This is a genomic window from Pseudomonas sp. 13159349, assembly GCF_013305685.1.
GTDB classification, from domain to species: domain Bacteria; phylum Pseudomonadota; class Gammaproteobacteria; order Pseudomonadales; family Pseudomonadaceae; genus Aquipseudomonas; species Aquipseudomonas asiatica.
The window spans coordinates 4,520,488-4,534,784 of record NZ_CP045553.1 but is presented as its reverse complement, the minus strand read 5'-3'; the positions used below and the strand labels follow the sequence as shown (position 1 = coordinate 4,534,784).

The following is a 14,297-nucleotide window of genomic DNA, read 5'->3' as shown; positions in this document are numbered from 1 at the left end:
CAGGCGTTTCCCAAAAACCGGATTTCTCGAGCCTGGCCAGCGCCAGGGCTGGGCGGCAGTGGTACTCTTGGCGTCCTGTGTGGCCCTTGGCCGCCTACGAAGCCCATATGGACAGCAATCGGTTCTATTCATGAAGAAATCAGTTGGCATCCTTTCCGGCCTGGCTATCGCCATCGCCGTCGCAACCACCGCTGGCGCCTGGTACACCGGCAAGCAGCTGCCTGCGGAGCTGGACAACGCCCTGGTCCGCAGCAACGCGGAACTCAAGAAGGCCCTGGTGAGTACCGGTGGCAGCATGAGCATCGAACGGGTATCGCTGGAGCAGCATTTCTTCAGCAGTACCGCCCAGTACCGGCTCAAGGCCCGCGATATCAACCTGGGCGAAGGCGAAGTGGTGAGTTTCGACGTTGGCGTGACCGACCAGATCGAGCACGGCCCGTTCCCCTGGTCGCGGGTAAAGGCACTGAAGCTGATGCCGGTGCTGGCAGTCAGCAACAGCACGTTGCAGAAGGACGACGCCACCGCGCCGTGGTTCGCCGCAGCGGGCGAGCAGGCCCCGGTCAGCGCACAGACCAGCCTGGGCTACGACGGCAATGTGGTCAGCCAGGTGCACCTGGCCCCGGTCAAGCTCGACCAAGCGGATGGCAACAGCCTCGACTTCTCGGGCATGCAACTGCAAGTCAGTGGTGATCAGGAAGGCAAGGCCTCGAGCTTCCACGGCCAGGCCGATCGGTTCGTGATGAAACTGGTACGCGATGACCAGCCGCCTGCCACCTTCGAGCTCAATGGGCTGAAGGTCGGCGGCCAACTGGCGGCCACCGCGCACGAGGCCATCTACGTGGGCAACGTCGACCTGGCGCTGGCCGAAACCAAGGTCACCCTAGGGCCGAAACAGCAGGTGCTGGTGGTCAAGGGGCTGGAGCAGAACGCCCTGCAAACCCTTGAGGGCCCGGATACCGTGGGTGGCCGCGTGGAGTACAAGGTCGGGGATATCACCTGGGATGGCCGTGCGGTGGGCAAGGCGCAGATGGCGGTGAGCATCACGTCGGTCAACGCGCCGGCGCTACAGGCGTTGTCGACGTGGTACCAGGCGCATCTGCCGGAATTCGAGGCCGCAGCTGCCGCTGGCCAGCCGGTGCCGGAAATCCAGATGGACGATGAGGAGAAGGCAAGGTTCCAGGGCGAGCTGCAGAAACTGCTGGCTGCCAAGCCCCGGGTGGCGGTGGAAAACCTGTCGTTCAGGACTGCCAATGGTGAAAGCCGCTTCGACCTGTCGATGGGCTTCGCCGCCCCGGCCAGCTTCGACCTGCCGCCTGACCAGTTGAGCAAGCAACTGATCACCGAGGTGAAGAGCAAGCTGTCGTTGTCCAAGCCGATGATCGGTGACCTGGCAACCTTGCAGGCACTGCTGGATGGCCAGACCGACGCCCAGGCCATCGCCATGCAATCGAGCCAGGCCGGGGAAATGGTCGGCATGATGGCGCTGCAGAGCGGCATGGCCACCGTGCAGGGCAATGATGTGGTGAGCAGCCTGCACTATGCCGACGGCATGGTCGACTTCAACGGCAAGAAGATGACCGTGGAAGAGTTTGCCATGCTCATGGCGGCGCAGCTGGCGGCCCTGTCTCCGCAGGGCTGATCGGCTAGGCCTGTACCGGCCCTATCGCCGGCAAGCCGGCTCCCACAGGGATTGCACAAATGTTGCTGGCAGTAGTGATCCTGTGGGAGCTGGCTTGCCGGCGATAGGGCCAGCACAGGCAACACAAAAACCACTTTAGAATTCGCTGGATTGTCTGTAGCCTTCGGCCTCCGATAATAATCCGCGCCCGCAGAGGGCCGTGGCGGCCTTTGTGCCGTCCGGCACCCTTAGCCGATCTGTCAGGGCCGGGTGATACACTCGATTTGACGCGCGCACGCGCCTGCAGGTCCAGCGATCATGACCCAGATTTCCGAACGCCTGTTGGTTCAGGCCCACCTCGACGCCAAGCAGCCAAACCCGCTGACAGCCGAGCAGGAGGCCGAATACCGTGCGGCCATCGCTGCCGAGCTCAAGGCCCAGAACGCCGTGCTGGTCGCCCACTATTACTGCGACCCGGTCATCCAGGCGCTGGCCGAAGAAACCGGCGGCTGCGTGTCCGACTCGCTGGAAATGGCCCGTTTCGGCAAGAACCACCCGGCCGAAACCGTGATCGTTGCCGGTGTGCGCTTCATGGGCGAGACGGCGAAAATCCTAACCCCGGAAAAGCGCGTGCTGATGCCCACCCTGGAGGCCACCTGTTCGCTCGATCTGGGCTGCCCGGTGGAAGAGTTCTCGGCCTTCTGTGACCAGCACCCCGAGCGCACCGTGGTGGTTTACGCCAACACTTCCGCAGCCGTGAAGGCCCGTGCCGACTGGGTGGTGACCTCGAGCTGCGCGCTGGAAATCGTCGAAAGCCTGATGGACAACGGCGAAACCATCATCTGGGGCCCGGACCAGCACCTGGGGCGCTACATCCAGAAGCAAACCGGTGCCGACATGCTGCTGTGGGACGGTGCCTGCATCGTTCACGAAGAGTTCAAGTCGCGCCAGTTGGCCGACATGAAGGCGCTGTATCCGGATGCGGCGATTCTGGTGCACCCCGAGTCGCCTGAAGCGGTGATCGAGCTGGCCGACGCGGTGGGCTCCACCAGCCAGCTGATCAAGGCTGCCCAGACCCTGCCGAACAAGACCTTCATCGTCGCCACCGACCGCGGCATCTTCTACAAGATGCAGCAGCTGTGCCCGGACAAGGAGTTCGTCGAAGCCCCCACCGCCGGTAACGGCGCGGCATGCCGCAGTTGCGCGCACTGCCCGTGGATGGCGATGAACACCCTGGAGCGTGTGCTGGATTGCCTGCGTAATGGCACGAACGAGATCTTTGTCGACCCGGCGCTGGTGCCGAAGGCGATCAAGCCGTTGAACCGGATGCTGGACTTTACCCAGGCAGCGCGCCTGAAGTTGTCCGGTAACGCCTGAGATTGCTGGGGCCGCTCTGCGGCCCATTCGCAGCACAAGGCTGCTCCTACAAGAGATCACATTCCCTTGTAGGAGCAGCCTTGTGCTGCGAATGGAGCGCGAAGCGCTCCCTCAATATTCAGCGCCCCATCATTTCCTGAACCATGCGCTGCTGCTCCATGATCTCGCGCTGGCGCTGGTCAATCTGTGCTGCCAGCGGGAAGTTTGCGCCCGACCTGCGCTTGGCGTAATCCAGCTGCTGGATCGCCTGGTCGAAATCGCCCACCAGGGTGAAGTACTCTGCCCGCGCCCGGTGCAAGCCAATGGTATTTCCTGAAAGGCCCCGCACTTCGGCCATGTCGTACCACACGTCCGGGTCATCCGGCCGGCTCTTCACCAGTTCGTTCAGCACCTTTTCCGCCTCGGCGGGCTTGTTCAGTTTCACCAGCAGATCGGCACGCACCTGCTTCAGCGGGTAGTTGCCCGGGTACAGCCCCTGCATGCGTTCAGCACGCTGCTGCGCATCCGCCAGGCGGTTGTTGGTGATGTCCAGGTCGATCTGCGCCAGGTTGTAGGTAATGTCGTTGGGCGCCTTGGCCAGCAGCGGCTTTAGCAGCTCGCGCGCCTCGTTCAGCTGGCCACCTTTGATCTGCGCCAGGGCCAGGCCGTAACGCGCGGCGTCCAGCTTGGGGTCTTCGTCCAGCTGGGCGCGGAAGCGTTTGGCCGCCAGCCCCGGGGTGCCTTCGTAGGTAAGCGCCACCCGGGCACGGATCAACTGGTAGCGCATGCTGTCCTCGACGCCGCCCTTGGGGGCCTGCTCGGCACGGTTGCGGGTGTCGGCGATACGCGACTCGGTTACCGGGTGAGTCAGCAGGAATTCCGGCGGCTTGGCGTCGTAGCGGTACTGCCGGGCCAGGCGCTCGAACATGGTCGGCATGTTGCGTGGGTCGTAGCCGGCCTTTTCCAAGTTCTGGATGCCGATACGGTCGGCTTCCTGTTCGTTCTGCCGCGAGAAGCGCCGCTGTTCCTGGATCGCCGCCGCCTGGGTGCCGGCGATCACACCGATACCGGCATCACCGCCGCCACCGGCCGCCAGCACGATACCGGCCAGCAGCGCCGCCATCATCGGCAGTTGCATGCGCTGCTGGGCCTCGACGCCGCGGGCGAAGTGGCGCTGCGACAAGTGCGCCAGTTCGTGGGCCAGTACCGAGGCGTACTCGCCTTCCGTCTGGGCGTTGAGGAACAGCCCGCCGTTTACCCCGACGATGCCGCCCGGGGCGGCAAAGGCGTTGAGCTCGCGGCTATCGATGAGGATGAATTCCAGGCGGCGGTCCTGCAGCTGGCTGGTTTCGGCCAGGCGATACACGCTGGTCTCGACGTAGTCCTTCAGCTGTGGGTCGTTGAGCTGGTTGACCTGGCCGCGCAGCAGGCTCAGCCAGGCACGGCCGAGCTGGTGCTCCTGTTGCGGCGAGACGATCGCGGAACTGGCATCACCCAGTGATGGCAGGTCGTCAGCATGGCCAGGAAGGGCCAACAGGCAGGCCAGCGTCAGCAGGGTAGGGCGCAGTAGATTCATGCATGAAGCTCGCGTCGGTCAAAGATACCTACTGTAGCGGGCTCACACGTTGGCGACCAGTGGCGCTATCCTAGCCGGCCAAATCCAGATACAGCCTGGCAATGCCTTTGGAGAGCCCCGCAATGAGTGAAACCCTGACCTGTGACGCCGAACTGGACGCCAGCGGGCTGAATTGCCCTTTGCCGCTGCTGAAGGCCAAGATGGAACTCAACCGCCTGGCCAGCGGCGCGGTGCTCAAGGTAATCGCCACCGACGCCGGCTCCCAGCGCGACTTCCGCACTTTTGCCCAGTTGGCCGGTCATACCCTGCTGCGGGAAACGGCCGAGGCCGGTACCTACACTTACTGGCTACGCAAGGCCTGAGTCTTTCCAAGGATCGTCAATGTTCAAAGTGCTTCGCGACTGGATGCAGCGCTACTTCTCCGATGAGGAAGCGGTGGTGCTGGCGGTCCTGTTGTTCCTGGCTTTTACTGCGGTACTCACCCTCGGTGGCATGCTTGCGCCGGTGCTGGCGGGCATGGTGCTGGCGTTTCTGATGCAGGGGCTGGTCAATGCCCTGGAGCGCTTGCGGGTACCCACCCGGTTGGCGGTGATGCTGGTGTTCGCCCTGTTCATGGGCGCGTTGGCGGTGTTCATGCTGGTGCTGGTGCCGCTGCTGTGGCACCAGTTGATCACCCTGTTCAACGAACTGCCGGGCATGCTCGGCAAGTGGCAGTCGCTGTTGTTGCTGTTGCCCGAGCGCTACCCGCACCTGGTGTCGGACGAGCAGGTGCTGCATGCCATCGAGTCGGTGCGCGGGGAAATCGGCAAGTTCGGCCAGTGGGCGCTGACCTTCTCGCTATCGAGCCTGCCGCTACTGGTCAACGCCATGATCTACCTGGTGCTGGTGCCGATCCTGGTGTTTTTCTTTCTCAAGGACCGCGAACTGATCGGCCGTTGGGTCAGCGGCTACCTGCCGCGTCAGCGCAGCCTGCTGAACCGGGTGGGCAGCGAGATGAACCGGCAGATCGCCAACTACATCCGCGGCAAGGGCATCGAGATCCTGATCTGCGGCATTGCCACCTACATCGCCTTCATCAGCCTGGGGCTCAACTACGCCGCGTTGCTGGCGCTGCTGGTGGGGCTGTCGGTGGTGGTGCCTTACGTGGGCGCGGTTGTGGTGACCGTGCCGGTGACGTTGATCGCATTGTTCCAGTGGGGCTGGGGTGACCAGTTCATCTACCTGATGACGGTGTACGCGATCATCCAGGCGCTGGACGGCAACGTGCTGGTGCCGCTGCTGTTCTCCGAGGCGGTGAGCCTGCACCCGGTGGCGATCATCTGCGCGGTGTTGCTGTTTGGCGGGTTGTGGGGGTTCTGGGGGATTTTCTTTGCCATCCCGCTGGCGACCTTGATCAAGGCCGTGCTGGATGCCTGGCCGCGGCAGGAGCCTAGTGTGTCACCGATGCTGTAATTTTGGGGCTGCTTTGCAGCCCATCGCGACACAAGGCCGCTCCTACAGGGATACGCGATTTCCTGTAGGATCGGCCTTGTGTCGCGAAAGGGGCGCAAAGCGCCCCCAACGATCTCAAGCCTTGTTCAGGGCCTGGGCAGCAGCCAGTACTGCATCCACATGCCCGGGCACCTTCACCCCGCGCCATTCGTGGCGCAGCACACCGTCCTTGTCGATCAGGAAGGTGCTGCGGTCAACGCCCATATATTCCTTGCCATACAGCTTCTTCAGCTTGATCACATCGAACAGCTGGCACAGGGCTTCGTCCTTGTCGCTGATCAGCTCGAACGGGAAGCCTTGCTTGGCCTTGAAGTTCTCGTGCGACTTGATGCCATCGCGCGACACGCCGAACACCACGGTGTTGGCTGCGGCAAAGGCATCGTGCTGGTCACGAAAACCCTGGCCCTCGGTGGTGCAGCCCGGGGTACTGTCCTTCGGGTAGAAGTACACCACCACCTGCCGGCCCTTGAGCTCGGCCAGGCTGACGGTTTGCCCGCTGGTGGCCTGGGCCTGGAAGTCGGCAACGGGTTGGTCGAGTGCTACGGCCATGGTCGGTTTCCTTACATTGGGTTCTGTGGACGCCATGGCTCGATCAGCGCATCGAGGTTCAGGGCATCGGCAAAGTCCAGGAACTGGTCACGCAGCCAGCTGATCTGGGTGCCGGCCGGCAGAATCACGGTGAACTGGGCGTTGAGCATGCTGCTGCCGGTCTGCGGTGCCAGGTAGGTATCGCAGGTCATGGCTTCCAGCTCGACGCGGTGGTCGAGGAAGAACTGGCACAGCTCGTTGATGATGTCCGGCCGGTAGGCGGCGCTGACGTAGGCGACGTAGGGCAGGGCCTGCGGGCGCACTTCCTGGTCGGCGCTGCGCACCACGTCCAGGGTCAGGCCGTGCTTCTTGCCCAGGCCCGGCAGCATGGCTTCGAGGCGTGCCAGGGCGTCCCAGCTGCCACCAACCTGCAGTACCAGGGCGCTGGTCTCGCCGTGGCGGCTCAGGCGCGAGGTGACCACCGCGCAGCGGTTCTCGAACGCAGCGCGGCTGAGGACGTTGGCCAGTTCCATGGGGTTCGGGCCCAGGGCACTGATGACAAGGAATTGTTCGCGGACGGTGGGGGTGGACATGCAGCATTCCTAAAGCGATGAGCGGTCGGCACAGGACGGGCGAAAGCCTCCTGTCGGCAGGGCCCGGGGCTCGCATGCGAGGTCGTGGACGCTGGCGGGGAGCAAGGTCGACGGCCCGGCGGGCCGCGCTGCACCGATCAAAGCATCAAGGGTAGCGAAATAAGGCGCCGAGGGGAATGCTCCGCCCGCCTGCTTCGCTTGTGCAAGGCCGATGCCCCCAGTACCATTACCGCTCTCTTTTTCCGGCAGGAGCAGTTACATGATTGCGGGCAGTATGGTGGCATTGGTCACTCCCATGGATGCACAAGGGCGTCTTGACTGGGACAGCCTCGACAAACTTGTAGACTTCCACCTGGAAAACGGCACCCATGCGATCGTCGCTGTCGGCACCACCGGTGAGTCCGCCACGCTGGATGTCGAAGAACACATCCTGGTCATCAAGCACGTGGTTGAGCGCGTCAAGCGCAGCAGCCGCCGCATCCCGGTCATCGCCGGCACCGGTGCCAACTCCACTGCCGAAGCCGTGCACCTGACCCAGAACGCCAAGAGCGCTGGTGCCGACGCCTGCCTGCTGGTGGTTCCGTACTACAACAAGCCGACGCAAGAAGGCCTGTACCAGCACTTCAAGCACATCGCCGAAGCCGTCGACATCCCGCAGATTCTCTACAACGTACCCGGCCGCACCTCCTGCGACATGCAGGCCGATACCGTGATCCGCCTGTCGAAGGTCAAGAACATCATCGGCATCAAGGAAGCCACCGGCGACCTGGTACGCGCCAAGGCCATCCTCGATGGCGTCGACAAAGACTTCATCGTCATGTCCGGCGACGACCCGACCGCCGTCGAGCTGATCCTGATGGGCGGCAAGGGCAACATCTCCGTCACCGCCAACGTCGCCCCGCGCGAAATGGCCGACCTGTGCGAGGCCGCCCTTGAGGGCAATGCCGAGAAGGCCCGCGCAATCAACGAAAAACTCATGCCGCTGCACAAAGACCTGTTCTGCGAGTCCAACCCGATCCCGGTGAAATGGGCGCTCGTCGAAATGGGCCTGATGCACAAAGGCATTCGCCTGCCGCTGACCTGGCTGAGCGAAGGCTGCCACGAAAAAGTCCGTACTGCCTTGCGCCAGTCCGGCGTACTGGTTTAAGAGGAAGTACACCGCATGAAGCGACTGGCTGGTCTTTCCGCCCTTGCCCTGATCATTTCCAGCACCAGTGGGTGTGGCTGGCTGTGGGGCGAGGATGGCTATTTCCGCGACCGCGGCAGCGATTACCTGCAGGCGCGCCCGACTGCGCCGATGCAGCTGCCGCCGGACGCCAGCAACGTCAAGCGCCTTGACCCGCTGCTGCCGATCCCACGCAACGTCGCCGACGACAGCGCCACCGGCGAATTCGAGGTGCCTCGCCCGCAACCGATGACCGGTGGCGCCGCCCAGGTTACCGACTACAGCCTGCAGCGCAGCGGCAGCAGCCGTTGGGTGCTGGCCCAGCATTCGCCGGCCGAGGTATGGCCGGTGGCTCGCCAGTTCTTCGAGGACAATGGCTTCCGCATCGCCGAAGAGCGCCCGCAGACCGGTGAATTCAACACCACCTGGCAGCGTTTCGACGAACTGTCGGCTTCGCTCGGCCAGCGCCTGGCCAGCACTGCCAGCAGCGCTGACAGCGAAGTGCGCGTGCGTGTACGCATGGAGCCTGGCGTGCAGCGCAACACCTCCGAGGTGTATGTGGTCAGCGTCGAGCGCCCGGCTGGCAGCACTGCCGAGCCCGATTTCCCGTCCACCTCCAGCAACACCGGTGCCGATGCCCTGCTGGTCGACGAAATGCTTGCCAGCATGAATCGCAGCGCCGAGAAGGGCGGTTCGGTATCGCTGCTGGCCGCGCGCGATTTCGACGCGCCAAGCCGCGTCAGCCTGAGCGAAGACGGCAGTGGCAACCCGGTGCTGTACCTGGGCGCCGACCTGGACCGCGCCTGGTCCAGCGTGGGTCGTGCCCTGGAGCAGGGTGGCGAGTGGCGTGTCGAGGACATCAACCGCAGCCTTGGCCTGTACTACATCAACCTGTCTGAAAAGCCTGAAGACAAGCAGAACCAGCCTGGCTTCTTCGGCCGCATGTTCGGCAGCGAACCGACCAAGGAAGAGCGTGAAGCCCGTGCCGAGCGCTACCAGGTTCGCCTGAGCAAGGTGGGTGAGAGCGTGCAGGTCACGGTCGAGAAGAACATCAACACCGTGGCCCCGGCCGATGTCGCCCGCCGCGTGCTGAGCGCCATTCAGGACCACCTGGGCTAAGTGCGCTTCGCGGTACTCGGAAGCGGCAGCCAGGGAAACGGCACGCTGATCGCCAGTGGTGACACGTTCATCCTGGTCGATTGCGGGTTCTCCCTGCGCGAGACCGAGCGGCGCCTGGCGCTGCTCGGCGTGTCGGCAGCCCAGCTCAGTGCGGTACTGGTCACCCACGAACATGCCGACCACGTGCATGGGGTCGGCTTGCTGTCACGGCGCTACAATGTACCGGTCTACCTCAGCCAGGGGACCTTGCGCGGCATGCGCAAGCCGGTGGAGGTGGCCGGTTTTCTCGCTTGTGGCCAAAGCCTGCGTATCGGCAGCCTGGAAGTGACCGCGGCGCGGGTCGAGCACGACGCCTACGAGCCGCTGCAGTATGTGGTCAGTGACGGCCAGCGGCGCTTCGGCATGCTGACCGACCTGGGCTCGTACGACGCGCTGCTGCTGGAGCGTTACCAGGGCCTGGATGCGCTGCTGATCGAGGCCAACCACTGCCGCGACCTGCTGGCACGCGGTCACTACCCGGCCTTCCTGAAGCAGCGGGTGGGTGGCATGCAAGGACATTTGAACAATCACCAGGCCGCGCGCCTGGTGCACGAGTTGGGCTGGAGCAACCTGCAACACCTGGTGCTGGCCCACCTCAGCAGCAAGAACAACCTGCCACACTTGGCTCGCCAGTGCTTCGTCGATACCCTTGGGTGCGACCCGGACTGGCTCCAGGTGGCGAATCAGGAACACGGGCTCGACTGGCGCGAAATCGCCTAGCCCAACACCTCAAGCAAGCGGAGCCCAATCATGGAAAAACGCGACGAACTCTACCGCGGCAAGGCCAAATCGGTTTACAAGACCGACGACGCCGACCGCTTGATCCTGCTGTTCCGTAACGACACTTCGGCGTTCGACGGCAAGCGCATCGAACAGCTCGACCGCAAAGGCATGGTGAACAACAAGTTCAACGCCTTCATCATGCAGAAACTGGAAGAAGCCGGCGTGCCGACCCAGTTCGACAAACTGCTGGGCGACAATGAGTGCCTGGTGAAGAAGCTGGACATGATTCCGGTCGAGTGCGTGGTGCGCAACTACGCCGCCGGCAGCCTGGTCAAGCGCTTGGGCGTGGAGGAGGGCATCAAGCTGGAGCCGTCCACCTTCGAACTGTTCCTGAAGAACGACGAGAAGGGCGACCCCTTCATCAACGAATCCCACGTTGTCGCGTTTGGCTGGGGCACTGCCGAGCAGCTGGCCGAAATGAAAAAGCTGTCGCTGAAAGTCAACGAAGTGCTGAGCAAGCTGTTCGATGATGCCGGCCTGCTGCTGGTCGACTTCAAGCTGGAATTCGGCGTATTCCATGGCCAGATCGTGCTGGGCGACGAGTTCAGCCCGGACGGCTGCCGCCTGTGGGACAAAGAGACCCGCAAGAAGATGGACAAGGACCGCTTCCGTCAGGGCCTGGGCGACGTTATCGAAGCCTACGAAGAAGTTGCCAAGCGCCTGGGCGTGCCGCTGTAAGCGGCGCGTTCACGCAAGCGCCTGATACCACGCGATTTTTTTTAAAAAAAGGTTTGCGTTTTAAAAGAACGCTGGTATGATGCGCGGCATTGGAGAGATGCCGGAGTGGTCGAACGGGACGGATTCGAAATCCGTTGTACTGGCAACAGTACCTAGGGTTCAAATCCCTATCTCTCCGCCATATTAAAGGCCCCGAGCGCTGTATAGCACTCGGGGCCTTTTTCATTTGGGGGAATTTTGGGGGAATGGGGGAGCGTGTATTTCCCCCAAGCGTTCGCTATCATTTCCCCCATGGCCTACTACGAGAAGCGCGGGGACGCTTGGCGCGCCCAGATCCGCCGCAAAGGATATCCAACCCTTTCCGCCACCTTTGACACCAAGGCAGAAGCCCAGCGATGGGCCGCCGAGATCGAAGGCGATATGTCGCGCGCTCGATTCGTCGACATGCGCGAGGCCGAGAGCACCACGCTCGCCGAGGCCCTGGACCGCTACCTGTCAGAAGTCACTTCCACCAAGAAGGGCGCCAAGCAGGAGCAGGTCCGCATCAAGAAGTGGAAAGAGCACAAGCTGGCCAGCAAGGGCCTGGCCGCGATCCGCTCAAGCGACATGGCCGCGTATCGCGATGCTGAGTTGAAGGAAGGGAAGTCGACGGCGACAGTGCGCCTCAACCTGGCGGTGATTAGCCATCTCTACACGGTGGCCACCAAGGAATGGGGAATCGAAGGACTGACCAACCCGTGCCGAGCTATCCGGATGCCCAAGGGCAGCAAGGAAAGGGATCGGCGCCCGACGCCGGCGGAGCTCACCGCGCTGTACAAGGCCGCCGGCCAGATGAATGCCCAGCTTCCCGTGTTCATTGAGTTGGCGGTGGAGACGGCGATGCGCCGGTCTGAGCTGTTGATGCTGCGTCGCGACCAGGTACGCGGCAAAGTGGCCTATCTGGAAGACACCAAGAACGGCGAGCGGCGCGCCGTGCCATTGTCCTCCCGGGCGATCGCCCTGCTGGAGGGCTTGCCTACGCCAATCGGTGGCGGCCGATACTTCAGCCTGGCACTCAACACGATCAGCAACTACTTCCCCCGGGCCTGCCAGACTGCCGGGATTGAAGGGCTACGCCTTCACGACCTTCGCCATGAGGCGACCAGTCGTTTCTTCGAGCGCGGATTCACCATGATGGAAGTCGCAAGTATCACGGGCCACAAGACCCTGGCGATGCTCAAGCGGTACACACACCTCAGCCCGCAGGACCTCGCTGAGAAACTCGGTTAACACACAGGGAACGTTGAGTTGTCATTCAAGCCCATCGATGCTTCTGGCGCCTGCTTTGCGCGTTGCAACTTGCTCATGCTTTCAACCTTTGAACCAGGCCAGGATCACGTCAAGGATGATATCTGCCGGTCCGTTCTGGTGATGGCAGTCAGTGCGGTCGATTCATATATGCATTGGCTGGTATACGACAAACTATCTGACGTGCGAAAGGGGAAAGACCTTCCTCCGGCATTGGCAAAGTTGGCCGTTCCCTTTTCGAGCATGGCGCTTCTGGCTGACTCGGTAGTAGAGAACAGGAACAAGATTCGCCCTTGGGTGCAAGTAAAGAATGCTATGCAGAAGAAGCTGCTATCGGAGACTTTCCAGTCATTCGACCAGCTGAGTGTGGCGATGTCCATGGCAGGTATTAGTGGCGGCTGGAAGAAGATTTCCGAGCAACTTGGAGAGCCAACGGCAGCACTCAAGGCTCGGCTGAACCACATAGTTCACAGGCGAAATCAGATTGTTCATGAGGGAGACATCATGAGGAAATCCAGGCCGCGACATGTGGTGTTCAATGACATCAGCGTTGACCAGACGATCGAAGATGTTGACTGGCTGGACGATTTGGTCACGGCTATTGATCTGATTCGCTAGGCCACACGCAGAGACGGCGGAGCTTTCCGCTTGCGGCCAGGCTTTGGCTTCTGGTGCTCGCCATCCCTAAATTCGCGCAGGAACGTGCGCACGTCCTCTTTCAGCCAGCAGTGCCGGTTGCCCATCTTGAAGCTTTTGGGCAGCCACGGCACGCCGCGGCGAATCCCCTCCCTGATTGACGCCTCGGTGCGGCCCAGCAGCTTGGCCAGACCATCGACCGTCAACACCTCAGTCTCTTCACTCATACCTTCCTCCCGGTCTGACGCGCCAGATTCTGGTTGTCACGTTGATCTGTCACGTCAGTCGTCTTCAGTTCATTGATCACTGATTCGATGCCAGCCACATAGCTGCCAGGCCGGCCTGCCGTCGCTCCGGCCAATCGCTCTACTACCACCTCGACCGGCGACCCCCGCAGCGAGGCGACCAAGTCAACGGCCCAGCGCCTCGCCTCCAAGTACATGAGCCGGTTAATTGGCCCAGTTGCAGGGATTGATACGCCTGAGGCCTTGATGCCCTGGTTGGTATGCGGAGCCGGTGCCTTTGCGGCCGATCTCGACACGATCGAGTTCGCTCGGCCGAGGACCCGCTTGAGCCCCATCGACTCGATGATTTCCATCGCCGCCGGGCTCACATCCCGTTTGCTCATGAGCACCCCCGGAAGTGGTCGGCCAGCACTTGTCGCCCGTCCAAGCCGCAGGCGGCGGACAGGTCGAGGACCTGCCCAAAGGTGGTTTCGCGCTGCTGCAGGGCATCCCACAGCAGCAGGAGCAGGCCGGCCTGGCTCATGGCTGCTCCTCCGACTCTGGCTCCTTGTCGCGATCGATGAGCTTATCGATGCGGGCAATTAGCATGTCGCGGAAATTGTCATTGCCCTGGTACTCGTTGATGAACGCGATCGCCTCCCTCAGCAGTACATCAGCCTCTTTCAGTTGCTCCTCGCGCTCTGCCAGCTTTGCCTGCAGGTCGCCCTCGGTGATGCTGACGATCGCCGCCAGGCCACGGCCAGCTGAGGCCAATTGGCCAGGCTCTGCGTACGGCAGGATGTTCGACAGGGGAGATGCGTCGCAGGCGCGCAGCACCAGGGTGATGCGTTCAGGCTGCTTCATGGCCACTCTCCCGATCGCCCTGTGTTTGTTGGTCGGCCTCGTCCTGCAGCAGCTTTCGCCACTCAGCTTCAGTGCGGTTGCCGTAAAGCTGCTCGCGTTCCGCAGCTCCTACGCTCGGTGCTGGCGCTCCAGACTTCGGCAGGCCGGCAGCCTTGCGCTCGGCAATCTCCTCGCGGTCGACTGCCACGCCTTGCGGCGCCTCGATGCCAAGGCGGACCTGGCCACCTTTGACGCCCAGCACGACTACGGTGATGTTGTCGGAAATCTTGATGGCTTCGCCAACGCGACGGGTGAGGATCAACATGTTCAAACTCCTGTATTAGAACGGGGCGGCGGTTAC

17 protein-coding genes, 1 tRNA gene and 1 pseudogene are annotated in these 14,297 nt (G+C 62.6%); 11 read left to right on the top strand and 8 right to left on the bottom strand.

The genetic code is table 11. From position 1 onward, the window contains the following. Positions 1-130 precede the first annotated feature (130 nt). Positions 131-1,639, top strand: coding sequence for a YdgA family protein (locus GEV38_RS20945; protein ID WP_054572636.1), 1,509 nt, complete (start codon positions 131-133; stop codon positions 1,637-1,639). A 297-nt stretch (positions 1,640-1,936) separates the two neighbouring features. Then, on the top strand, positions 1,937-2,995 hold the full coding sequence (gene nadA / locus GEV38_RS20940; RefSeq protein ID WP_003254747.1) for a quinolinate synthase NadA: 1,059 nt from the start codon (positions 1,937-1,939) through the stop codon (positions 2,993-2,995). Positions 2,996-3,113: 118 nt separating this feature from the next. Here the strand turns inward: nadA and GEV38_RS20935 are convergent, their stop codons facing one another. Next, complete coding sequence (locus tag GEV38_RS20935) at positions 3,114-4,550, bottom strand: M48 family metalloprotease (RefSeq protein ID WP_015271462.1); 1,437 nt, start codon at positions 4,548-4,550, stop codon at positions 3,114-3,116. A 122-nt stretch (positions 4,551-4,672) separates the two neighbouring features. On the opposite strand from GEV38_RS20935, the gene GEV38_RS20930 reads away from it, so the two are divergent. Together GEV38_RS20930 and GEV38_RS20925 are read left to right on the top strand one after the other, a co-directional pair. Further along, on the top strand, positions 4,673-4,912 hold the full coding sequence (locus tag GEV38_RS20930; RefSeq protein WP_004375233.1) for a sulfurtransferase TusA family protein: 240 nt from the start codon (positions 4,673-4,675) through the stop codon (positions 4,910-4,912). A gap of 19 nt (positions 4,913-4,931) precedes the next feature. Continuing rightward, positions 4,932-6,002: an AI-2E family transporter gene (locus tag GEV38_RS20925; RefSeq protein ID WP_015271461.1), complete on the top strand. Its 1,071-nt coding sequence runs from the start codon at positions 4,932-4,934 to the stop codon at positions 6,000-6,002. A gap of 114 nt (positions 6,003-6,116) precedes the next feature. On the opposite strand, the gene GEV38_RS20920 is transcribed toward GEV38_RS20925, so the two are convergent. Together GEV38_RS20920 and GEV38_RS20915 are read right to left on the bottom strand one after the other, a co-directional pair. Next, positions 6,117-6,590 carry a peroxiredoxin gene (locus tag GEV38_RS20920; protein WP_004375231.1) on the bottom strand — a complete coding sequence of 158 codons (474 nt, stop codon included), beginning with the start codon at positions 6,588-6,590 and terminating at the stop codon, positions 6,117-6,119. 11 nt (positions 6,591-6,601) lie between these two features. Then, on the bottom strand, positions 6,602-7,162 hold the full coding sequence (locus GEV38_RS20915) for a glycine cleavage system protein R (protein WP_013973793.1): 561 nt from the start codon (positions 7,160-7,162) through the stop codon (positions 6,602-6,604). Between the two features lie 259 nt (positions 7,163-7,421). Between GEV38_RS20915 and dapA the strand changes: the two genes are divergently transcribed. The 7 genes from dapA (at position 7,422) to GEV38_RS20880 (ending at position 12,851) form a co-directional block, all read left to right on the top strand. After that, positions 7,422-8,309, top strand: coding sequence for a 4-hydroxy-tetrahydrodipicolinate synthase (gene dapA, locus GEV38_RS20910; protein ID WP_015271460.1), 888 nt, complete (start codon positions 7,422-7,424; stop codon positions 8,307-8,309). A gap of 15 nt (positions 8,310-8,324) precedes the next feature. Next, positions 8,325-9,446 carry an outer membrane protein assembly factor BamC gene (gene bamC, locus GEV38_RS20905; protein ID WP_004375223.1) on the top strand — a complete coding sequence of 374 codons (1,122 nt, stop codon included), beginning with the start codon at positions 8,325-8,327 and terminating at the stop codon, positions 9,444-9,446. Next, positions 9,447-10,205: an MBL fold metallo-hydrolase gene (locus GEV38_RS20900; protein WP_015271459.1), complete on the top strand. Its 759-nt coding sequence runs from the start codon at positions 9,447-9,449 to the stop codon at positions 10,203-10,205. Positions 10,206-10,235: 30 nt separating this feature from the next. Further along, on the top strand, positions 10,236-10,946 hold the full coding sequence (purC, locus tag GEV38_RS20895) for a phosphoribosylaminoimidazolesuccinocarboxamide synthase (RefSeq protein WP_004375217.1): 711 nt from the start codon (positions 10,236-10,238) through the stop codon (positions 10,944-10,946). Between the two features lie 91 nt (positions 10,947-11,037). Beyond that, positions 11,038-11,127: transfer RNA gene (locus tag GEV38_RS20890), tRNA-Ser, on the top strand. 110 nt (positions 11,128-11,237) lie between these two features. Then, on the top strand, positions 11,238-12,215 hold the full coding sequence (locus GEV38_RS20885) for a site-specific integrase (RefSeq protein WP_173896002.1): 978 nt from the start codon (positions 11,238-11,240) through the stop codon (positions 12,213-12,215). A gap of 18 nt (positions 12,216-12,233) precedes the next feature. Further along, positions 12,234-12,851 (top strand): HEPN domain-containing protein, encoded by a 618-nt coding sequence (locus tag GEV38_RS20880; RefSeq protein WP_019438261.1) that lies wholly within the window; start codon positions 12,234-12,236, stop codon positions 12,849-12,851. On the opposite strand, the gene GEV38_RS20875 is transcribed toward GEV38_RS20880, so the two are convergent. The 5 genes and pseudogenes from GEV38_RS20875 to csrA all read right to left on the bottom strand — a co-directional run. Next, positions 12,848-13,096 carry an AlpA family transcriptional regulator gene (locus tag GEV38_RS20875; protein WP_173896000.1) on the bottom strand — a complete coding sequence of 83 codons (249 nt, stop codon included), beginning with the start codon at positions 13,094-13,096 and terminating at the stop codon, positions 12,848-12,850. The two genes, GEV38_RS20880 and GEV38_RS20875, sit on opposite strands and share 4 nt — an antisense overlap. After that, on the bottom strand, positions 13,093-13,497 hold the full coding sequence (locus tag GEV38_RS20870) for a hypothetical protein (protein ID WP_103469977.1): 405 nt from the start codon (positions 13,495-13,497) through the stop codon (positions 13,093-13,095). The genes GEV38_RS20875 and GEV38_RS20870 overlap by 4 nt, the downstream gene beginning before the upstream one ends. After that, positions 13,494-13,637, bottom strand: a complete 144-nt coding sequence (locus GEV38_RS20865; protein WP_173895999.1) for a hypothetical protein — start codon at positions 13,635-13,637, stop codon at positions 13,494-13,496. Before GEV38_RS20865 ends, GEV38_RS20870 begins: the two co-directional genes overlap by 4 nt. Further along, the gene (locus GEV38_RS20860) at positions 13,634-13,957 is read right to left on the bottom strand and encodes a hypothetical protein (RefSeq protein WP_173895996.1); all 324 of its coding nucleotides are present in this window, start codon (positions 13,955-13,957) and stop codon (positions 13,634-13,636) included. The genes GEV38_RS20865 and GEV38_RS20860 overlap by 4 nt, the downstream gene beginning before the upstream one ends. 127 nt (positions 13,958-14,084) lie before the next feature. Further along, positions 14,085-14,261 (bottom strand): annotated as a pseudogene (csrA, locus tag GEV38_RS27820) (carbon storage regulator CsrA); the annotation flags it as partial. Positions 14,262-14,297: the final 36 nt, after the last annotated feature.